The organism is Aeromonas sp. s8, assembly GCF_040907785.1.
GTDB lineage: Bacteria > Pseudomonadota > Gammaproteobacteria > Enterobacterales > Aeromonadaceae > Aeromonas > Aeromonas veronii.
On sequence record NZ_JBFOCL010000039.1, the window covers coordinates 1 to 21,518 of the forward strand.

General features: G+C 60.4%; 20 protein-coding genes. 16 read left to right on the forward strand and 4 right to left on the reverse strand.

The window, feature by feature from the left end:
* The 5 genes from AB5Y86_RS11895 to AB5Y86_RS11915 all read left to right on the forward strand — a co-directional run.
* Positions 1-174, forward strand: a 174-nt coding sequence (locus AB5Y86_RS11895) for an integrase core domain-containing protein (protein WP_005340247.1), incomplete at its 5' end; no start/stop codon positions are given.
* Positions 175-407: 233 nt separating this feature from the next.
* Positions 408-1,478 (forward strand): dihydroxyacetone kinase subunit DhaK, encoded by a 1,071-nt coding sequence (gene dhaK / locus AB5Y86_RS11900; protein WP_043851621.1) that lies wholly within the window; start codon positions 408-410, stop codon positions 1,476-1,478.
* Positions 1,479-1,487: 9 nt separating this feature from the next.
* The gene (gene dhaL / locus AB5Y86_RS11905) at positions 1,488-2,117 is read left to right on the forward strand and encodes a dihydroxyacetone kinase subunit DhaL (RefSeq protein ID WP_021231630.1); all 630 of its coding nucleotides are present in this window, start codon (positions 1,488-1,490) and stop codon (positions 2,115-2,117) included.
* Position 2,118: 1 nt separating this feature from the next.
* The gene (gene dhaM / locus AB5Y86_RS11910) at positions 2,119-2,835 is read left to right on the forward strand and encodes a dihydroxyacetone kinase phosphoryl donor subunit DhaM (protein ID WP_368192927.1); all 717 of its coding nucleotides are present in this window, start codon (positions 2,119-2,121) and stop codon (positions 2,833-2,835) included.
* Between the two features lie 125 nt (positions 2,836-2,960).
* On the forward strand, positions 2,961-4,043 hold the full coding sequence (locus AB5Y86_RS11915) for a glycerol dehydrogenase (RefSeq protein ID WP_064337434.1): 1,083 nt from the start codon (positions 2,961-2,963) through the stop codon (positions 4,041-4,043).
* Positions 4,044-4,137: 94 nt separating this feature from the next.
* Here AB5Y86_RS11915 and dhaR read toward each other — a convergent pair whose 3' ends face one another.
* Positions 4,138-6,048: a dihydroxyacetone kinase operon transcriptional regulator DhaR gene (gene dhaR, locus AB5Y86_RS11920; RefSeq protein ID WP_368192928.1), complete on the reverse strand. Its 1,911-nt coding sequence runs from the start codon at positions 6,046-6,048 to the stop codon at positions 4,138-4,140.
* 461 nt (positions 6,049-6,509) lie between these two features.
* On the opposite strand from dhaR, the gene AB5Y86_RS11925 reads away from it, so the two are divergent.
* Positions 6,510-7,376: an HNH endonuclease signature motif containing protein gene (locus AB5Y86_RS11925; protein ID WP_368192929.1), complete on the forward strand. Its 867-nt coding sequence runs from the start codon at positions 6,510-6,512 to the stop codon at positions 7,374-7,376.
* Between the two features lie 404 nt (positions 7,377-7,780).
* Here the strand turns inward: AB5Y86_RS11925 and ydiK are convergent, their stop codons facing one another.
* A complete protein-coding gene (ydiK, locus tag AB5Y86_RS11930; protein ID WP_201905909.1) occupies positions 7,781-8,866 on the reverse strand; it encodes an AI-2E family transporter YdiK in 1,086 nt (361 codons plus the stop codon).
* On the reverse strand, positions 8,863-10,251 hold the full coding sequence (locus tag AB5Y86_RS11935; protein WP_368192930.1) for a phosphatase PAP2 family protein: 1,389 nt from the start codon (positions 10,249-10,251) through the stop codon (positions 8,863-8,865). Before AB5Y86_RS11935 ends, ydiK begins: the two co-directional genes overlap by 4 nt.
* A gap of 185 nt (positions 10,252-10,436) precedes the next feature.
* Between AB5Y86_RS11935 and AB5Y86_RS11940 the strand changes: the two genes are divergently transcribed.
* The 9 genes from AB5Y86_RS11940 to AB5Y86_RS11980 all read left to right on the forward strand — a co-directional run bounded on the left by AB5Y86_RS11940 (position 10,437) and on the right by AB5Y86_RS11980 (position 18,571).
* On the forward strand, positions 10,437-10,817 hold the full coding sequence (locus AB5Y86_RS11940; RefSeq protein ID WP_201952819.1) for a hypothetical protein: 381 nt from the start codon (positions 10,437-10,439) through the stop codon (positions 10,815-10,817).
* Positions 10,818-11,073: 256 nt separating this feature from the next.
* The gene (gene hslR, locus AB5Y86_RS11945) at positions 11,074-11,472 is read left to right on the forward strand and encodes a ribosome-associated heat shock protein Hsp15 (RefSeq protein ID WP_005340141.1); all 399 of its coding nucleotides are present in this window, start codon (positions 11,074-11,076) and stop codon (positions 11,470-11,472) included.
* A 77-nt stretch (positions 11,473-11,549) separates the two neighbouring features.
* On the forward strand, positions 11,550-12,434 hold the full coding sequence (hslO, locus tag AB5Y86_RS11950) for an Hsp33 family molecular chaperone HslO (protein WP_162517420.1): 885 nt from the start codon (positions 11,550-11,552) through the stop codon (positions 12,432-12,434).
* Between the two features lie 149 nt (positions 12,435-12,583).
* Positions 12,584-14,209, forward strand: coding sequence for a phosphoenolpyruvate carboxykinase (ATP) (gene pckA, locus AB5Y86_RS11955; protein WP_005340139.1), 1,626 nt, complete (start codon positions 12,584-12,586; stop codon positions 14,207-14,209).
* 193 nt (positions 14,210-14,402) lie between these two features.
* Entirely contained in the window at positions 14,403-15,068 is a 666-nt protein-coding gene (locus AB5Y86_RS11960; protein WP_005340138.1) for a GntR family transcriptional regulator, read from the forward strand.
* A gap of 33 nt (positions 15,069-15,101) precedes the next feature.
* Complete coding sequence (locus AB5Y86_RS11965; RefSeq protein ID WP_005355029.1) at positions 15,102-16,904, forward strand: aminopeptidase P family protein; 1,803 nt, start codon at positions 15,102-15,104, stop codon at positions 16,902-16,904.
* Between the two features lie 87 nt (positions 16,905-16,991).
* On the forward strand, positions 16,992-17,396 hold the full coding sequence (locus tag AB5Y86_RS11970) for a nitrous oxide-stimulated promoter family protein (RefSeq protein WP_005340128.1): 405 nt from the start codon (positions 16,992-16,994) through the stop codon (positions 17,394-17,396).
* A 112-nt stretch (positions 17,397-17,508) separates the two neighbouring features.
* On the forward strand, positions 17,509-18,006 hold the full coding sequence (locus AB5Y86_RS11975; RefSeq protein ID WP_368192931.1) for a GNAT family N-acetyltransferase: 498 nt from the start codon (positions 17,509-17,511) through the stop codon (positions 18,004-18,006).
* A gap of 97 nt (positions 18,007-18,103) precedes the next feature.
* Entirely contained in the window at positions 18,104-18,571 is a 468-nt protein-coding gene (locus AB5Y86_RS11980; RefSeq protein WP_005340126.1) for a glycine zipper 2TM domain-containing protein, read from the forward strand.
* A gap of 82 nt (positions 18,572-18,653) precedes the next feature.
* Here the strand turns inward: AB5Y86_RS11980 and amt are convergent, their stop codons facing one another.
* Positions 18,654-20,081, reverse strand: coding sequence for an ammonium transporter (amt, locus tag AB5Y86_RS11985; protein WP_323896160.1), 1,428 nt, complete (start codon positions 20,079-20,081; stop codon positions 18,654-18,656).
* A gap of 505 nt (positions 20,082-20,586) precedes the next feature.
* On the opposite strand from amt, the gene AB5Y86_RS11990 reads away from it, so the two are divergent.
* Complete coding sequence (locus AB5Y86_RS11990) at positions 20,587-21,510, forward strand: GGDEF domain-containing protein (RefSeq protein ID WP_331377675.1); 924 nt, start codon at positions 20,587-20,589, stop codon at positions 21,508-21,510.
* Positions 21,511-21,518 lie beyond the last annotated feature (8 nt).

Consider the following 21,518-nt stretch of genomic DNA (forward strand, 5'->3'; position numbering starts at 1 on the left):
GCGTTGGCGGAGCGGGTGAACGGGATTTTGAAAGGAGAGTTATTGTTGCAAAGCCCGCAGGATTTGGCGCAAGCGCGGGAAATGGTGCGTGAAGCAGTGGATATTTACAACGCGGAGCGGCCGCATCATGCGTTGAAATACAGAACCCCCGATGCGGTACATAGGGGGTTCTGAGTAGAGAAATGCTAGTTGAAAATGTGTAAACCTATTTCAGGACTAGACACTGTGAGTCAGCTAACAGTTTCCCGCCCACCAGCCCTGCGCAGTTTCAGATTGAAACATCCATCCCCCTTCTGCTGTTTCAAATCCGAACCAAATCGCCCGTCATTTTTATCCCTTTTTCTGTCGTTAGACTGGCTCCATCAACCATTTGCCCACCCGAGCGGTGGCAAGCCAAGGAGTGAGCCATGAAGAAACTGATCAATGCCGTCGATGCCGTGGTCCGTGAACAACTGATGGGGATGGCAGCCGCCCACCCCGAGCTCAAGGTACGTATCGAACCCCACTACATCACTCGCGCCGACTCCCCCGTGATGGGCAAGGTGGCGCTGGTCTCCGGCGGTGGCAGCGGCCACGAGCCGATGCACGGCGGTCTGGTGGGCAAAGGGATGCTGGATGGCGCCTGCCCCGGCGAGATCTTTACCTCCCCGACCCCGGATCAGATGTACGAGTGCGGTCAGGCCGTTGATGGCGGCGCGGGCGTGCTGTTTCTGGTGAAGAACTACACCGGCGACGTACTCAACTTCGAGACCGCGGTCGAGCTGCTGCACGGCGATGGTGTAAAAGTGGGCTTCGCCCTGATCGATGACGACGTGGCGGTCAAAGACAGCCTCTACACCGCCGGTCGCCGTGGCGTTGCCACGACCGTGCTGTGCGAGAAGCTGGTCGGTGCCGCCGCCGAGGCGGGCTACGATCTGGCGCGCTGCGAGGCGCTGGCCCGTCGTATCAACAACCAGAGCCGCACCATAGGCGTGGCCATGCATGCCTGCACCGTGCCTGCTGCTGGCAAGCCCTCCTTCACTCTGGCGGACAACGAGCTGGAGTTCGGCGTCGGTATTCACGGCGAGCCGGGCATCGAGCGTCGCCCCTTCACCGACCTCAATACCCTGGTGGACGATATGTTCAGCGAGCTTACTGACAACACCCCCTATGGCCGCACCCTGCGCCACTGGGATCGCACCAGCGGCAGCTGGCAGGAAGAGCACACCTTTATCGAACCGCTCAACAAGGGTGATCGGGTCATCGCGCTGGTCAACAGCCTCGGCGGCACCCCGATTTCAGAGCTCTACGGTGTCTATGGTCGCCTCGCGACCCTGTGCGAGGAGGCGGGCATCCATCTGGTGCGCAACCTCATTGGCCCCTACTGCACCTCCCTCGACATGACCGGTATCTCCATCACCCTGCTCAAGGTGGATGACGAACTGATGACCCTGTGGGATGCCCCCGTTCACACCCCCGCCCTGCGTCGCGGCTGCTAAGGAGAACCCATGTTAAGCAAGCATCACATCGTCAACTGGCTGCTCGACTGCGAACACATCTTTACCGAGCAACGTGACTACCTCACCGCGTTGGATACCGACATCGGTGACGGCGACCACGGCCTCAACATGCAGCGCGGCTTCGCCAAAGTGGCCGAAAAGCTGCCCGCAGTGGCAGACAAAGATATCGGGCAGGTACTGAAAACCACCGGCATGACATTGCTCTCCTCGGTCGGCGGTGCCAGCGGCCCGCTCTACGGCACCTTCTTTATCCGGGCCGCGGCCAGCAGCGATGCCTGCCAGAGCCTGAGCCTCAGCCAGCTGTGCAAAATGCTGAGTGACGGGGTCGAGGGGATCGTCTCCCGCGGCCGTGCCGAGCCGGGTGACAAGACCATGTGCGATGCCTGGTGGCCAGCACTGGCCGCCCTGCAACAGGCGCAGCAGCAAGAGTTGCCGCTCAATGAAGCGCTGGACAAGGCAGTAGCAGCCGCCGCAGCCGGTACCGAGGCCACCATCCAGATGCAGGCCCGCAAGGGGCGCGCCAGCTATCTTGGCGAGCGCAGCATCGGCCATCAGGATGCCGGGGCTACCTCGACCCTGCTGCTGCTGACCGCCCTGCGTGACAGAGCGAGGTTGTGACATGATCGGAATCGTAGTTGTCTCTCACAGCGCCCTGCTGGCAGCCGGCTTGAAAGCGCTGGCCGACCAGCTCGGCAGCCCGGCCCGATTGCTGCTGGCGGCCGGGGTCGATGACCCCGACCACCCCATCGGTACCGATGCCATCGCCGTGATGAGTGCGATTGAAGAAGCGGACGACGGCAGCGGCGTGCTGGTGCTGATGGATTTGGGCAGCGCTCTGCTGAGCGCCGAGACCGCCCTCGAACTGCTGCCACCGGAGTTGAGCGCGAGGGTGCGGCTCTGCCCCGCCCCGCTGGTGGAGGGCACCCTGGCCGCCGTGGTGGCGGCCGGTTCCGGCCTGACGCTGGAGGAGGTAGCCGCCGAGGCGCTCGGCGCGCTGGGCCCGAAACAGGCGATGCTGCCAGCCAGCGCGGCGCAGGCCGCCACCGAGACAGCCCCCGTTGCCGACGACGGCTGGCTGCGCTGCGAGGTGGTGGTGGATAACCCCCACGGCCTGCATGTGCGCCCCGCCGCCCGACTGGTGGCCGCCCTCAAGCCCTTTGCCGCTGAACTTAAGCTGCAAAAGGGGGATAAAGAGGCCAATCCCCGAAGCCTGACCCGGCTCGCCATGCTCAACGTGCGTCAGGGCGACCAGCTCACCCTGCTGGCGCGCGGCGAGGATGCCACCGCCGCCATGGCCTGCTTCCAGCAGCTGGCCAACGAGCGCTTTGGCGACTGACGCCACTGTTTCAAGGGGCTGCACTCGCTCGCTGAGCCAGTGCAGCTTCATTCAAGACGAAGGAGTCCCCGGCACAGCCGCCCCTTCGCCCCGATTCTTAATTCATAAAGAGAGAGGGATAGAATATGGACCGCATTATCATCAGCCCCAGCAAATACGTGCAAGGCAACGGGGCCCTCGCCAATATCGGCAACTACGTCAAAGCGCTCGGCAGCAAGCCACTTATTCTGGCCGACGCCTTCGTCACCAAGCTGGTCGGCGATACCGTGGCTACCAGCTTCCACGGCGCCGGTATCAAACCGGAGTTCGACTGCTTCAACGGCGAGTGCTCCCGCCCCGAGATCGACCGCCTGCTGGCCCGCTGCAAGCAGACCCCGTTTGACGTCATCATCGGCATCGGCGGCGGCAAAACGCTGGATACCGCCAAGTCGGTCGCCTTCTACCAGAAAGTGCCGGTGGTCATAGTGCCCACCATCGCCTCAACCGATGCCCCGACCAGCGCGCTGGCGGTCATCTACACCCCGGAGGGGCAGTTCAGCGAATACCTGATGATCCCGACCAACCCCAACATGGTCATCATGGATACCGGCGTGGTCTCCCGCGCCCCGGTGCGGCTGTTGGTCTCCGGCATGGGGGATGCGCTCTCCACCTACTTCGAGGCGCGCGCCAACAAGGTCTCCGGTTGCCAGACCATGGCCGGTGGTGCCTCTACGCTGGCGGCACAGGCCATTGCCGAGCTCTGCTACAAAACCCTGCTGGCCGATGGCTACAAGGCCAAGCTGGCGGTGGAGCAGGGGCTCTGCACCAAGGCGGTGGAGAACATCATCGAGGCCAACACCTATCTGAGCGGTATCGGCTTCGAGAGCAGCGGGCTGGCCGCCGCCCACGCCATCCACAACGGCCTGACCCAGCTGGCCGAGTGTCACCACCTCTACCACGGTGAGAAAGTGGCGTTCGGTACCCTGGTGCAGCTGGTGCTGGAGAACGCCCCGATGGCGGAGATCGAGACGGTGCTGGGTTTCTGCCGCTCGGTGGGCCTGCCGACCAACCTGCATATGATGGGGGTCAAGGAGCTGGATATGGCGCGCCTGATGGAGGTGGCCAAAGCCTCCACCGCCGAGGGCGAGACCATCCACAATATGCCGTTCAAGGTCACTGCCGAGGATGTGCTGGCGGCCATCGTCACCGCCCACCAGTTGGGGCTGTAGCAACGCCACCACTGACCCTGCCACATAACACGGCCCCGCATCTGCGGGGCCGTTTCGTTTTCTACGGGCCGGTTCGCAACGGCCTTAATAACCATCAGCCGTGATAGTCGGCGGGATCGATCTCGAGCAGCTTGAGCCGCCGCCAGAGGGTGGTGCGGCTGATGCCAAGATGCTGGGCCATCTGGCTCACCTGCCCCTTGCAGGCATGGGCGCAGCGCAGGATGGCTTGCCGCTCCAGCTCCGCCAGCGTGAGCAGCGGTTGCCCCACCACCTCGTCCGCCACCTGCTGATAGCCGTGCCGAATGGCAGCGGGCAGTGCCTCGGGCGGGATCGGCCCCTGACCGGCGTGAAGCAGCGCATGCTCGACGGCGCTGCGCAGCTCCCCCAGATTGCCGGGCCAGGGATAGGCCAGCAGACAATCGAGGGCCGCCGGACTGAACTGGCGCACCGGCTCGCGCCCCTGCGCCCCTAGCTGCTGGCTGATAAGGCCCGGCAGATCCGCCGCGCGCTCTCGCAGCCCCGGCAGCCATAACTCGCACGCCTGCAAGGCATAGAGCAGCTGGCGGCCAAACAGCCCCTCCTGCACCAGCTGCTCCAGCGGGGCGCTGCTGGTGGCGATGATCCGCACCTTGAGTGGCAGAATGCGGGCCGAATCGAAGCGCTGGATGCGGCCGGTCTTGAGCAGTTGCAGCAGCGCCGCCTGCATGGGGGCAGAGAGGCACTCCACCTGCTCCAGCACTAACGTACCGCCGTGGGCCAGCTCGAACTTGCCCGCCCGCTCCTGCCCCGCCTCGTCGGAGCCCATCAGCTCCAGCGCCATCCGCTCGCTCGGCAGCGCCTTGCAGTTGAGGGTAATAAGCGGCCCGGCGGCCCGCTCGCTGCCAAAGTGGATTGCCTCCGCCAGCTGGGCTTTGCCCACCTCCTCCTCGCCGCGCAGCAGGATCGGCCCCTGACTCTGGGCCGCCTGCCGGGCGTAGCGCAGCAGCTTGCGCATGGCGCTCGACTCCCCCACCAGCGCCGACAGCTCGGGCACCGTCTGGCGCAGCTGATGAATGGCCCGCAGCCGATCGACCGGGTGCAGCAGGGCGATAAAGCTGACCCCCTCCGGCCCCGGCAACGGCTTGAGGCTCACCAGCGCATTGATAAACTCCCCCTCCTGCGCGCCAAGCCGCTCCAGCGTCACCTCCACATGGCTGAGCGGCGTCTGGCCCTTGATGGCCAACTGTAACCGCTGGGGCAACAGCAGGTGCTGCTCCAGCGGTTGGCCGAGACAGAGCGCGGGATCGAGCCGCAGCCGGTGGGCCGCCAGCGCGTTGAGGTAGCGCAGCCGACCCTGCGGGTCCCAGGCCAGCACGCCGTCATCCATGCCATCGAGCAGGGCGTAAAGCTCGCTCAGGTGATGCTGGGACTCCTGCATCAGGGTCTCCATCTGCAGCAGATGGGCCAATTCGCGCCCGGCGCTGACGGTGAGCGCCAGATCGCCCGCGCTCGCCTCCTCCACCTTGCAGATCAAAGCTATGATGGCGACCTGACGGCCATTGCTGTTGTAGACCGGGCTGGCGCAGCTGTGCCAGGGGTGCAGGGTCTGATTGAAGTGCTGGGGGCCGCTGACACAGAGCGGCACGCCCTCCAGCGCCGCCAGATTGATGGCATTGGTGCCGATGCGCCCCTCGCTGAAAAAGGCGCCGGGGCCAAACCCCAGCGCCGCCAGCTCGCGCAGGGTGTCGGGGTGACCGGTTTGGGCCAGCAGGCAGCCGCTCTCGTCGGTGAGCAGCAGGGCGCAGGGGCGCCCCTCCATAAATTCGTAGAGATCCTCGAGGGCCATCTCGCCAGTGGTGAGCAGGTCGCGCTTGCGCTGGCGCAGGCTCTGCAAGGTCTGTCCCTTGGCGCTGTGGGGCGGATGCCAGAGGGTGGCACTGGTCTGGTGGGCGCAGCGCAGCCAGGATGCCTGCAGATAGTCGGGCCAAGGCTGAAGTTGCTGAAGGAGCTGAAGGTCAGATGGCATGGTCACAGCAATATCCGGCAAGATGTGAGCCGACCATTTAACCACGCCAGCGCCCCCGATTCAGTGACCTGCCTCAGAGGGTGGCAACCCCATCCTCAGCACGGTCGGATTCGCCCCCGGCAAATTGCTGGCCGAGCCAGTGGCAGAAGGCGCGGCACTCCTTCGATTTTTTGATATATAGCCCCCGATCACACTACTGACTTGTTTATGAAAAGGAGGTTGGATGGCGCTTTCCATTGCTGCTCCTTAAGTGTATTTTGGCTCAGCAGTGAAATGCAGAGCCAAAGGAAAATGTTGAGCGAACGCGTTCAGCACCAGAGATTAGTCTGGCAATATTTTAATTTAAAATGACTTTTTCACAGAAAACAGGGTGAACCGGAGTTATATGAAAGGCACTGTTAATGGATTAGTACCGCCTTTCATCTAATCACTATTAGATTTTCTTTGAAGTAGGTGGTTATATGAATAAAATCAGGAAGAAGCTCGACCCTAAAATAAAGAAAAAAATTTTAGATGAGTGTGGCAACAAGTGCGCTAATCCTGGTTGTTCAAACTGGAGAACTCACGTTCACCACATAGAGCATTGGGCAGTTTATGGTTCTAATGATGAAAAAATTCTAATACCAGTTTGTCCGTCTTGCCATGATGCGATTCACCACGGAAGCATCGAAATTGATGATGAGACACTTTATAAATGGAAGGATATTGAGCGACCTATTAAATCAGGTAGAGCGCATATCTATGTCGAACCATCAAAAGATATAAAGCTATTAACTGGCACAATTGCTATTGCAACAAAGAATAGAAAAGTCACGGTATTTAAACTATCAGACAATAATAAACTGAGCTTTAAAATATTAGACGGAGACATATCTCTGGTAAACCTCAAGATTTCCAATCTCAGCGGAAAAGAGGTTCTTAAAGTGTCGGATAATCACATAAAGGTACACGACCTAAATCAGGTCGGTTTCCAACAAGTTCCCGGTCATATTGTTGTAACTACTGTGAAAGCAGAACAGCATCTTGCCCCTACCTTACTAAAAAAAATGCTAATAGAACAGCCGGACTTTTATAACGGTTCAGAACTTTTATTATTGGAGCTTGAAGTATTGAAGCCCGGATTAGTTAAAGTAAAAGGCTGCTGGGCTGATCACGACAAAGCGGTAATAATTACTGATAAATCGTTGTCTTTTTTGAATAATCAACTCCAAAGGCCTTTAAGTATGGTTGGTTATGGTGAAGATTCAGTATTATTTTATACAGGGTCTGTCGATTGTTCTTTGTTTGGATTTAAACAGGATTCTGATACTAGCGCATTGAAAATATAACAACGCATTTAAGAGTGGTTCCTGACGCTTGCCGATTTCGCTTCGCTCAGAGTGTGGCAAGCGTACGTCACACCTAGCCTGTAGGTTCGATTAGCCGTAAGGCGTAATCGGACGTTCGCGTAAATTAATTCCCCCGCTATAACGGCCATCCATATTTCCCCTCTGCCAGATGCCGCTGACTCATGGATACAACCGGGACGGCGGCATCTCGATCGTCCGATTACGCTTCGCTAATCGAACCTACATGAGACGGTCATATGTAGGATATGGAGGTTGGCGAGGATCAACCAATCTGACTCGATCGCCATAAGCCACGATCACCACAAACAAAAGAGCCGCCCAGTTCACACCGGGCGGCTCTTGGTATCAGCGATGGATGGCTGAATCGTCTTTTTACTGAATCGTTATTGGGCTTTGGGAGCGTCAACCGCGGCAGTCGCCGGTTGGTCATCTTCCTTGATCCAGGCATCCAGCAGGGTGTAGCCCACCGCCAGCACCACGGGGCCGATAAAGAGACCGATGATCCCCATGGTCAGCAAGCCACCGATTACCCCCACCAGAATGAGGATCAGCGGCAAGTCGGCGCCCCGCTTGATCAGGAAGGGGCGCAGGAAGTTATCCATGGTGCCCGCAATCAGTGACCACACCAGCAGGAAGGTGCCCCAGGTGGTGTCGCCGCTCCAGTAGAGGTAGCCGATACAGGCCAGCAGCACCGGGAAGGGGCCGATCTGGGCGACGATCAACAGGAACATCACCACCACCAGCACCATGGCGTAAGGGATACCTGCAATCAGCAGGCCGACACCGGCCACCGAAGATTGCACCAGCGCGGTCACCACCACCCCCATCGCCACGGCGCGGATCGCCTGTGAAGCGAGCACAGTGGCGTTGTCACCACGCTGACCCGCCAACCGGTGGGCAAAGCGGCGAATGCCGGTCGCCACCACTTCACCTGAGTGATAGAGCACCCCGCAGATACCGACCGTCAGCAGGAAGTGGACGAACAGCAGCCCCAGATTGCCGGCCTGAGAGGCTAGCCAGCGGGCGGTCTGACCGAAATAGGGGGCCAGCTTGGCAAACAGCACCTGACCACCGCTCGCCAGAATTTGCTGCCAGAAGTCATAGAGCTTGTCGCCCACCAGCGGGATCTGTTGCAGCCAGAGCAACTCCGGCGGCGGTGACTGGCTGATATGGGTACCCAGCTCGATCAGCATGGGCGCCTTCTCCGCCACATTGGCCAGCGTCATAAAGAGCGGGATAACGAACATCAGCAGCAGCACCAGCGTCATAAAGAGGGCCGCCAGGGTGCGCTTGCCCCACAACAGGCGCTGCACCATCAACATCAGCGGCCAGGTGGCGATGGTGATCATGGTGGCCCACACCAGCGCAGGCAGGAAGGGCTGCAACACCAGGAAACAGGAGATAATCAGGATGCTGAGAAACAGCACCCCCAGGGTTATCTTGGCCAAATCCACTTTTTTCACATTCATAGAGTTCCCTTGTCAGAGCCGTTGCCCTTGGGTCGTGTGTCGCATTTCAAGAAAGAGAGTATCCACCAGAGGCCAGCGCTCAACCAGAGCCCCAGCCCGAAAAAGAGCACAAACTGGCCAAGCAGTATGGCCAGCGAACTGCTGGTCAGCAGCGGCAGCGCCCAGAGCCCCGCCCCTATCACCGCGCCCCCCACCAGGGTGACCGCGCCAGTCACAATGGGGGGATAACCGCCGCGGGTCAGGGTAAGCAAACCGCCAACCCAGATCCCGAGGGCCGCCAGCCCGATCCCGGCCAGATGGGCCGACTGGGTCAGGCCCGCGCAAACCAGTGCTGCAGCGATCAGCAAGCCCCACACGGATGAACGCTGATCCAGCCGCCAGTAGGGGCGAACCGCCAGCAGCAAGGCGCCAATCAGCAGCCCCGCCGCCACATCGGAGATAAAGTGCACCCCGAGCCAGACCCGCGCCAGACCTGTGGTAAGGGCCAGCAGCAAGGCCAGCGAATAAGCCAGCCCGCGCCGGGCAGGCCAAAGCCAGCCAAGCAGTGCCCCCCAGAACAGCAGGGCCGAGGCGGTGTGGCCGCTCGGCATGCCAAAGCCTTGCGCGCTCTGGGTTGCCAGTTCAGGTTGCAGATGGAAGGGGCGCGGCCAGCCGATCCCCTCCTTGCTTGCCTGCACCAGCAGCCCAAGCCAGAGCATGGCGAACAGCAGCTGGCGCAGCCGCGGCCACCCCAGCAGCGGGAGCAGCAAAGGTATCAGGGCAAGCTGAAAGCCGCCTGAACCAAACAGATTGCTGACCGACAGCCACCAGACATCGGGCCCCAGCCACTGCTGCAGGCGCACCATCAGCGGGATCTCGGCCTGATGCAGCGCATTGCCCTGCGCCACGAAATCGGCCTGCCAGTGCACCTCGCTCTCGGGCACCTTATCCAGTCGGGATTGCAGCCAGTCGAGCTGATCTGGGAAGCGGCGCTGCTCGCGGGGAAGCTGGTCGATGGCGATCAGCCTTGCGTTAAGGATCTCCCCGCCCAGATTGGGAGCTTTCAGCAGCGAGACAAAATCGGAATCTTGCTGGGCGACGATGGGTTCAAGCGTGTGGCAGGCGAAGATAAGCGCCCGCTGCCAGCGACCCAGCTCCTGCACCACCTCCCCCTGCAAGCCGGTCTCCTCATAGAGTTCGCGCAGTGCCGCCTGCTCGGGGCGCTCGCCGCCATCGATATAGCCACCGCTCAGGCTGTAGCGGGAGGAGATGCGATCCTGCACCAGCAGCAGTTGATCCTGATGGCGGATGGCGCAGGCCGCCGCCGAGGGAGCCGCCGGTTCGGCGCTCAGGGCTGGCAGAGCGGCAAACAACGCCAACAAGAGTAAAAAGAGGGTTCTCGACATCAATTTGCTTTCCCTATGCACAATGGCGACAAGCCTCCCAGAAATCAGATAGTTGGGCAACGGTAGCGGCCGGATCGCCGCCGTTCCCGCCGCGCTGGCGGTGCACGGATGATTGCGATGAAGCAGGGCACTCCCTACTATTGGCGGCTATCTTCAATTTCATGCAGCAAACGCTGGAGCCCTCCATGAGACAGTTCGGCTTTTTCCTCGGCATCGCCATCGGTGTCATTTTGATCCTGTTCGGCAGCATCGTCATCTTCCAGGCGCTTCCTGCCGCACTGGATGTACTGGAGATGCCAAGCCGCATCCCGTTCGTGCGCGAGGTCTACACCTGGCTGATGACCAGCGCCAACGGCCTGACCGCCCAGCTGGAGCAGAACTTCCTGGAAGCCTTCCAGACCGTGCTCAAGCTGATCCTGCTCATCACCTTCATGTGGGTCTGCGTCAAGCTGGTCAACATGGGGGTGCTGATTATCCGCGCCGGGGTTGATCTCATCCGCACCGCCATCGCCCACAGCGAAGGCCCCCACGACCAGAAGAAGCAGGATCAGCACGATCACTTCTGACTCTGACATGGTTGATGGATGTGAACGCTGCCGCCCCCAACCGGGGCGGCAGTGTTATATGCGCGGTATGAAGGCCCTTCCCAGCCCCCATGGATACCCGATAAAGCAGCGGCTTTCCCTTGTGAATCAGCAAACTGCCCATATGTTGCATCACCTTGACATGGTTTGCGCCCCGCGCGGCGGCGGCCCGGTTTCTATCCCGACCCCGTGCTCTGGTATAATCGACCACCTCTTTTCCCCGTTATGGAGCCTGTTCATGCCCAATCATGCAGAAAGTGCCCTCGAGGTTCGTCTCGACAAGTGGTTGTGGGCGGCCCGTTTCTACAAGACCCGCTCCATTGCGCGGGATCAGATAGACGGGGGCAAGGTGCACTACAATGGTCAGCGCAGCAAACCGGGCAAACAGGTGGAAGTGGGTGCACTAATCCGCTTCTGGCAGGGGCAGGACGAACGCGAAGTGCGGGTGCTGGCCTTGAGCGAGCAGCGCAAATCGGCCCCGCTGGCCCAGCAGCTCTATGAAGAGACCGCCGAGAGCCTGAAAAAACGGGCCGAGAACAGCGAGGCGCGCCGCTTCAATAGCCAATTTGCCCCCAGCCCCGAGCGCCGCCCCGACAAGCAGGAGCGACGCCAGTTGCTCAAGGTCAAACAGTACTGACCGACCCCGATTTGATACCGGGCTGGCCTCAACCCCAGCCCGCCCGATTTACCTCACCGAAAAGCCAGGAATACATGATGAGCAACCAAGATCTGCTGTATCGCTATCTGTTTGAAGAGTACGAAGTGCGTGGCGAGCTGGTCCAGCTGGATCACACCTACCGCCACGTAGTGGAAGCCCAGAACTACCCGGTGCAGGTGCAAAAACTGCTGGGCGAGCTGCTGGTCGCCACCAGCCTGCTGACCGCCACCCTCAAGTTTGAAGGCTCCATCACGGTGCAACTGCAGGGCGATGGCCCGGTGCGTCTGGCCGTGATCAACGGTGACAACAACCAGCAGCTGCGCGGCGTGGCCCGCTATGAAGGCGAGCTGCCGAACGATGGCAAGCTGCAGAGCCTGATTGGCAATGGCCAACTGATCATCACCATCACCCCGGAGCAGGGCGAGCGCTATCAGGGCATCATCGCGCTGGACGCCGATACCCTGGCGGGCTGCCTGGAGCACTACTTCGCCCGCTCCGAACAGCTGGCCACCAAGCTGTGGATCCGCACCGGATATCACGAAGGTGCGCCGCGTGCTGCCGGCATCATGCTGCAGGAGCTGCCAGCCCAGAGCGAGGATCACAGCAACGATTTCGATCACCTGACCCAGCTCACCAGCACCATCAAGGATGAAGAGCTGTTCGGCCTGCAGGCAGAAGAGATCCTCTACCGTCTCTACCATCAGGACAAGGTGCGGGTGTTCGATCCGCAGGCGGTCGAGTTCCGCTGCACCTGCTCCCGCGAGCGCTGCGAAGGGGCCCTGTTGCAGATAGAAAAGGAAGAGGTCATGGAGATGGTGCAGGAGCTCGGCAAGATCGACATGCACTGTGATTATTGCGGCGCCCAGTACCAATTTAATGGGATCGATGTCGAAACCCTGTTCAGCAGGGCTCCCGGCAATGATGCAAACCAGTTACACTAATTAAAGGCGGGCAAAACCCGCCTTTAACTTTAATAACAAAAAAATACCCTATTTTATAAAGTTTGATGGCGATCGCTAAACTCTACCACCTAAGTGATAGGATGACCGTCAGATAGAACCCTACCAACCTCTGAACCCAGGAGAATACAATGACAATCGTGGCAGAACCCACCCTGGCCCAACAATTAGGACTGGACCAGTACGGCATCAAAAACAGCCAAGAAATCGTTCGCAACCCCTCTTACGAGCAGCTTTTCGCCGAAGAGACACGCCCTGACCTGGAAGGGTTCGAGCGCGGTGTGGTGACCGAACTGGGCGCCGTCAACGTAAACACCGGTATCTTCACCGGTCGCTCCCCGAAAGATAAATATATCGTCAAAGATGCCACTACCCAGGATACTGTGTGGTGGTCTGACCAGGGTAAAAACGATAACAAAGCCATTACCCCGGAAGTGTGGTCACATCTGAAAGGGCTGGTCACCAAACAGCTCTCCGGCAAGCGCCTGTTTGTAGTCGACGGTTTCTGCGGTGCCAACCCGGATACCCGCTTGGCCGTGCGCATCATCACCGAGGTGGCCTGGCAGGCACACTTCGTGAAAAACATGTTCATCCGTCCGAGCGATGAAGAGCTGAAAACCTTCAAGCCTGACTTCGTGGTGATGAACGGTGCCAAGTGCACCAACCCGAACTGGAAGGAGCAGGGCCTCAACTCCGAGAACTTTGTTGCCTTCAACATGACCGAGAAGATGCAGCTCATCGGTGGCACCTGGTACGGTGGCGAGATGAAGAAGGGCATGTTCTCCATGATGAACTACTTCCTGCCCCTGCGCGGCATTGCCTCCATGCACTGCTCCGCCAACGTGGGTCAGGACGGCGACGTTGCCATCTTCTTCGGCCTCTCCGGCACCGGCAAGACCACCCTCTCCACCGATCCGAAGCGCCAGCTGATCGGCGATGACGAGCACGGCTGGGATGACCACGGCGTGTTCAACTTCGAAGGTGGCTGCTACGCCAAGACCATCAAGCTCTCCGAAGAGGCCGAGCCGGATATCTACCACGCCATCCGTCGCGATGCGCTGCTGGAGAACGTGACCGTTGCTGCCGATGGCACCATCGACTTCGATGATGGCTCCAAGACCGAGAACACCCGCGTCTCCTACCCCATCTATCACATCGACAACATCGTCAAGCCGGTCTCCAAGGCAGGTCACGCCACCAAGGTGATCTTCCTGACTGCCGACGCCTTCGGCGTACTGCCCCCGGTCTCCAAACTGACCAAGGAGCAGACCAAGTACCACTTCCTGTCTGGCTTCACCGCCAAACTGGCCGGTACCGAGCGCGGCATCACAGAGCCGACTCCGACCTTCTCCTCCTGCTTCGGCGCAGCCTTCCTCTCCCTGCACCCGACCAAGTACGGTCAGGAGCTGGTGAAACGGATGGAAGCGGCAGGTGCAGAGGCCTATCTGGTCAACACCGGCTGGAACGGCACCGGCAAGCGCATCTCCATCAAGGATACCCGCGCCATCATCGACGCCATCCTGGATGGCTCCATCGAGAAGGCCGAGACCAAGGTGCTGCCGATCTTCAATCTGGAGATCCCGACCGCGCTGCACGATGTGAACCCGGCGATCCTCGACCCGCGCGACACTTACGCCGACAAGGCCGAGTGGGATGCCAAGGCCGTCGATCTGGCAGGCCGTTTCATCAAGAACTTCGAGCGCTTCACCGATAACGATGAAGGCAAACGTCTGGTTGCGGCAGGCCCGCAGCTGTAACAGGCTCGCTTCGTATCAGTGACATCATGCCGGTCAGCCACGCTGACCGGCATTTTTGTTTTTGTGGAGCCTCGAACGCCGCCATCGCCCCCGTTAAAGGGGCCAAAACCTTGCCTTTGCCTATTGTGACAGGTTAGATTCAGCCAAACTTTATACAATATACAATTCTGTAACGCCCAATCGTGACCCGACCATGACCCCACCCTACAAGACCCGAACCCAGATGGTGATGGAAAACCTCCGTGGCCGGATCCTCCGTGGGGAGTTCCCCGCTGGCGCCCCCTTGCGTCAGGATGCCATTGCCAAAGAGCTGGCCGTGAGCCGCATTCCGGTGCGCGAAGCCCTGATGCAGCTGGAAGCGCAGGGGCTGGTGAAGTTCGAAGCCCATCGCGGCGCCGTGGTCACCATGCTGGACGCCTCGGCCATTGAAGAGCTCTTTTATTTGCGAGCGCTGCTGGAAGCCGATACCCTGTTTCACGCCGTCGACAAGATGACGGAAGCCACCTTCGCGCAAGCGGAGGCGATCCTCGCCCAGTTTGATCACGCCCTGGAGTCAGGCACCCAGATCGAACATTGGGCCGAGTTGAACCACAGCTTTCACGCCACCCTCTATCAGGCAGCCGGTCGCCCCCAGGCACTTGAACTGATCGCCCAGATCAATCTGAGCTGTGACCGCTATGTCCGCTTCGAGCTGCTGTTTGCCAGCGACGGCGTGGACAAGGCGGAGCGTGAACACGCCCAATTGCTGGAACTGTGTCGCGCCCGGCGCAAGCACGAGGCGGTGGTGCTGCTCAGGCAGCATATCGAAGCGGCAGGTCAGTCGATCAAGCGGATCCTGGCCAGCGGCCATAAAAACTGAACACTCATATAGCAACCATCTGGCACTAACGACATGAATAATTTCGAGATAATTGAAACCCGCGTCGCCCAAGTCAGGGCCGAGCTGGCCATGCAGGAGTTGGACGCCTTTATCGTCCCCCACGATGATGAGCACCTCGGCGAGTACATCCCCGCCTATGCCGAGCGGCTTGACTGGATCACCGGTTTCAACGGCTCTGCCGGAGTCGCCATTATCATGGCCCAGCGGGCAGCCCTCTTTGTCGATGGTCGCTATACGGTGCAGGCGCGGATGCAAACTCCCGCCGAACTGTTCGAATTCCTCCACCTCATTGAAAATCCTCATGTGCAGTGGCTGGCCGAGCAGCTGCCGTCAGGCTCCCGGGTTGGCTTCGATGCCCGCCTGCACAGCCTGACCTGGTACAAGAATGCCAAAGCCGTGCTGGCCGACCGCGGTATAGAGCTGATCCGCGTCGAGCAGAACCCCATCGACCTGAACTGGAGCGATCGCCCGGAGCCGACCAAGAGCCCGGTCATCCTCTACAGCGAGGAGCTGGCGGGCCAGTCCAGCCAGTCCAAACGTGAACAGCTGGCAGCAGACCTGCGCAAGCGCGGGCTGGATGCTGTGCTGCTGACCCAGGCCGAGCCCATCAACTGGCTGCTCAACCTGCGCGGCCGCGATATCGACCGGCTGCCGGTGGTGCTGGGCTTTGCGGTGCTCTACGCCAACACCAGCATGGATTTCTTCGTCGATACCGACAAAATTGACTGCTTCGCCTTCACCCAACACGTGGGGCAGGATGTCTCCGTCTACCCCATCGACAAGCTGGGCGACGTGCTGCAGCGCATCGGTGAAGATCAGCAGAAGGTGCTGGCCGATCCGGACAGCGCCAACGCCTGGACCCAGCTCGTCATGGAAGAGGCGGGCGCCATTCTGGTAGCAGGGCAAGACCCGACCATGCTGCCGAAAGCGTGCAAGAACGAAATCGAACTGACCGGCATGCGTGCCGCTCACCTGCGCGATGGCGTGGCCATGACCCGCTTCCTCGCCTGGCTGGATCGGCTGGTCGCCTCCGGCGAGTTCGAGGGAGTGGATGAAGGCACCCTGGCCGATCAGGTGGAAGCGTTCCGCCGCGAGCAGGAGCACTACGTCGAGCCGAGCTTCGATACCATCTCCGCGCTCGGCCCCAACGCCGCCATGTGCCACTACCACCACACCAATGGCACCCCGCGTGCGTTCGGTCAGGACAGCCTCTATCTGCTGGACTCCGGCGCCCAGTATATGGATGGCACCACCGACATCACCCGCACCATCAAGGTGGGTGAGGTGAGCGACGAGCAAAAGGCGATGTTTACCCGGGTACTGCAGGGCCATATCGCACTGGATCAGGCCCGCTTCCCCCGTGGCACCGCCGGTATCCAGCTCGACGTGCTGGCCCGCATGCCGCTGTGGCAGGCCGGTTACAACTATGACCATGGCACCGGTCACGGCGTCGGCCACTTCCTGAGTGTCCACGAAGGGCCCCAGCGCATCGCGCCGAAAGGGAGCATGGTTGCCCTGCAACCGGGCATGGTGCTCTCCAATGAGCCGGGCTACTACCGTGAAGATGGCTTTGGCATCCGTTGCGAAAACCTGGTGGTGGTGACCGAGCTGGAACAGGTTGGCGAGCTGCCGATGCTGGGCTTCGAGCGTCTGACCTACGTGCCGTTCGATACCCGCCTGATCGATCGCAGCCTGCTGAGCCCGGCCGAATTCCGCTGGATCAACGAATACCATGTCGAGGTGTTCCGCCGCCTGAGCCCGCTGCTCGAGGGCGAAGATCTCGCCTGGCTGGAGCAGGCAACCAGCCTCATCTGATGACACAGGGCCTGCGGGCCCTGTTTTTTATCCCCCCTTTTGACCTGTATCAACACCCAAAGCGAGCAGGTCAGGAGAATGGCGGCCATGAAAAGTCATCATGCCAGCCCAGCCCGGGGCTCACACGCCGCAGCCAGCAAAAAGGCGAGTGACCATCCCAGACTCATGCGCGAGCAGCAGACGGTCAGCGCCATGATCCGCCTCTACTGCCAGCACCATCATCAGGATCCCCATTGCCGCCACTGTCGCCAGTTGCGGGATTTCGCCCATCAGCGCCTGCGTCGCTGCCGTTATGGCCACGGCCACAAACCCACCTGCGCCAACTGCAATATCCACTGCTACGCACCGGCGATGCGCAAACAGATCCAGCAGGTGATGAAGTGGAGCGGCCCGCGCATGTTGCTGCGCCACCCCTGGCTCACCCTCCGCCACCTGCTCGACGGCTTTCGCAAAGCCCCCAAACTGCCCCAGAGCCGCCCCCTGCCGCCATAACCGCCAATCCCTTGCATCCGGCAGGGGATGACTACTACCCTATGACTCCTTTTTTGCCGTTGACCCCAAGGTCAGCGGCGTTGCCGATCCGTTTGCTGCCAATGGAGTCCTGATGCACCACAACCCGCCCCTGCTACGCCCCGCTACCCACCATGACATGCACGCCATCTGGCAGATCGATGCCAAGGTGTTTGGCGAAGATGTCTATCCCGCCTTCTTCTTCCGTCAGGCGATGGATTTGTGGCCCGAGTTGTTGCTGGTGGCCGAATACGAGGGGCAGCTGGTGGGTTATGTGCTGGGGGGCTTTGGTCAGGAGCGGTCGCAAGGCTGGGTGCTCTCGCTGGCGGTGCTGCCCGAGGCACGCGGTTTTGGTCTGGCCGAGCGAATGATGCGCCAGATGGAGGCCAACCAGCAGGCGCTGCAGATCAGCGAACTGCGGCTCACGGTCGATCCGGCCAATCCGGCCCAGCGCCTCTACTACCGGCTCGGTTACACATTGCAGGCGGAAGTAGCCAACTATTTCGGCCCCGGAGAAGACCGTCTGCTGCTGGTTAAAACCCTCTCCGGTACAGCTGCGATTCAAGGACAAAACCGGTTACAGAACGCATAATTGGTTACATTTTGCCGATTTCATGTGTGACGGGGTTGGAGTAAAGTTCACTCATCAACCGGATTGTTCAAATTACGTGCAGCCCAGGAGGCCCACCATGTTGAAGCGTATGACCCTTATTGCCCTGCTGGCAGCAACCACCATCACCGGATGCGCCAACAGTGACGTTTACTCTGGCGATGTTTACACCAAAGACCGCGCCAAACAGGTGCAGACCGTCAGCTACGGCACCATCATCTCCACCCGCCCGGTGAAGATCCAGGCCGATGAGAACTCACTGATTGGCACCATTGGCGGCGCCGTAGTCGGCGGCCTGCTGGGCAGCACAGTCGGTGGCGGCACCGGACGCGACATCGCAGCCGCAGGCGGCGCCATCGCCGGTGCGGCGGCAGGTAACGCCATCGGCAACAAGATGAATCAGGTCGACGGCGTCGAGCTGGAGATCAAGAAAGAGAACGGCGAAGCCATCGTGGTCGTGCAGAAAGCCAGCCCCACCTTCACCCCGGGTGCTCGCGTGCGCATGACCCAGGGTAACGGCAGCATCAACGTGGCCGTCGTGAATTAAGCGTGTGAATTCAGGTTTCGTCACGCTCGAGCCATAAAAAAACCGCCGACCCCGGCGGTTTTTTGTTGTCTGGCATTCGGGATTACATGCTGTAAGCCTTCTCGCCGTGGGAGGTGACATCCAGCCCTTCCCGCTCGGCATCGCCATTCACCCGCAGACCCACCAGCATGTCGACCGCCTTGAAGGCAATCGCCGCCACGACACCGGACCAGAGCAGGGTGACACCGACCCCGATGGCCTGGATCTTCACCTGAGTCAGAATGGAGTAACCCTCGGCAACCTGATTGGTGACATAGTCCCACACCCCGGTGCCGCCCAGATCCGGGCTGGCAAAAACGCCGGTCAGCAGGGCACCGAGAATGCCGCACACTCCGTGCAAGCCAAACACATCGAGACTGTCATCGGCCCCCAGCAAACGCTTGAGACCGTGGACACCCCACAGACCCGCCACGCCACTGATAAGACCCATCACCAAAGCACCGCCCACACCAACGAAACCGGCAGCCGGGGTAATCATCACCAGGCCTGACACCGCGCCAGAGGCCGCACCCAGCAGGGAGGGACGTCCCTTCATCACCCACTCGGCCAGCGTCCATGACAGAGCTGCCGCAGCCGGCGCCACCCAGGTGTTGATAAAGGCGAGCGCGGCGATACCATTGGCTTCCAGCGCGGAGCCCGCGTTGAAACCGAACCAGCCGAACCAGAGCAGGGAGGCGCCGATCATGGTCATGGTCAGGCTGTGGGGGGTCATGGGATCACGACCGTAGCCCAGACGCTTGCCCACCAGATAGGCACCCACCAGACCCGCCACGGCGGCGTTGATGTGCACCACTGTGCCGCCTGCAAAGTCCAGCGCACCATGCTGGAACAGATAACCGGCAGTGGCGGTCGCGGTTGCTGCGGCTTCGGCGCTGGTATAGGCATCCGGACCCGCCCAGTACCACACCATATGAGCCAGCGGGATGTAGGCGAAGGTGAACCAGATCACCGAGAAGAGCAGCACGGCAGCGAACTTGATGCGCTCGGCAAACGCCCCCACGATAAGTCCGCAGGTGATGGCGGCAAAGGCCCCCTGGAACACCACATAGAGCAGCTCGCTGATCCCGACACCCTTGCTGAAGGTGGCGGCGATGGAGTCAGGGGTCACCCCCTTGAGCAGCACCTTGCTGAAGGAGCCATAGAAATTGCCCCCCTCGGTAAAGGCCAGCGAATAGCCGTAGATCACCCAGAGCACGCAGATGAGGCAGAACAGGGTAAAGACCTGCATCAGCACGCTCAGCATGTTTTTGGCCCGCACCAGACCACCGTAGAAGAGGGCCAGACCGGGGATCGACATCAGGATCACCAGCGCCGCCGAGAGCAGCATCCAGGTGTTGTCACCCTTGTTGATTGTCATGGCGGCAACCGGAGCCACCGCCGCCTGTACCTGAGCGACCTCTTCGGCCCAACTTGGGGTAACCAGCAAGGCAGGCAACATCGTCAGACCCGCCATCATCCATTTTTTGACCATAGAGCACTCTCCTTCCCTGTCGTACCGGTACAAGACCGGCTCCGTTTTCCTGATTGAATCTGTGGCGAACCGCAAGGTGTTGCTGCAACCCGCCAGAATCACACCCGCGCCCGGCACGGGGATGTCTCTTGCCACTTCCTCATCACTGCGTCTGCCGCCGATGACCACAAGAGACCGTCTGACATGTAAAAAGCATAAAGCGGGCCACAAATTTAAATCCTTTTAAATCACTGCATTAGTAAGATCATGCATCATCGATGCACCAATTTGGCGCATGAGCTGCGCTAACCTGCCCAGGGTCGCCCTGTCACAGGGCAGGCGATACTTCACGCACCAGAAATGCGCAAACCCTGAGCCAGCCCACAAGCTGACGTCATCGATATCGCGCGCTGCGGGCCCGCTCGTTTACACTGACAGACCAGCCGTTTCCTGTTATCCGACCACGGCATGCCATTACACAGCCCCTTGTTTGCAACCTGATGGCAGGCCCAATCCGAGGAACACCATGCAGTTCGATCGTCTCGACATCAGCCTCTCCCACTACCGTCATCTCGACCGGGAGCATCGCGCCCACATCGCGCTGCTGGGGATAGTGATGCTGGCCATCATGGCCCTTCATCTGTTGCTGCTGCCCCACTTCCCTTACGAGCGCTTTTACGCCGTCAGCTTTGGCTTCGAGGTGATCAACTGGCTCACCATGCTGTTCCTGTTCTGGGTGGTGCAGTGCGCCCACCTGCCCACCCACACCTACCGCATGCTCTCCTGCGGTCTGATGTTGTGGATCATGGGGGCCACCGCCGACATCATGGATGAGCTGGTGGCGCAGCCACTCTGGCTAGCCATCTATGCCGAGGATCTGCTGCGCTCCAGCGGCATCCTGCTCAGCAGCATCGGCATCCTGAGCACCATGCACCACCTCTTCCACATCAATACCCAGCTCAGACAACAGGCACTGTTCGACGATCTGACCCGGCTGCCAAACCGGCGCTACTTTCATCAGCAGCTGTTTCTGGAACAGGGGATTTGCCACGCCCTCATCCTGCTGGATCTGGATCACTTCAAGGGGATCAATGACAACTACGGCCACGATATCGGGAATCGGGTGTTGCAGCAGTTTGGCGAGCTGTTGCAACAGCACTGCCCGCCCGGTGCGCTGGCGGCCCGTGTCGGGGGTGAAGAGTTTGCCCTGCTGCTGCCCGTCGCCCACGAAGCCGAGCTGCAGCAACTGGCCAACACCCTGCTCACTGCGACCCGCACCATAGCCCCCGACCCGACCCATACCATGACGGTCAGTCTGGGAGTGGGGATCCGCGAGCCCAAGGAACCTGCAGTCTCGCTGTTCAAACGGGTGGATCAGGCGCTTTATGGCGCCAAGGAGGCGGGCAGAAACTGCGCGGTATGGGCGACGCCGACTAATAAAGAGGCGTGAAGAGCTAC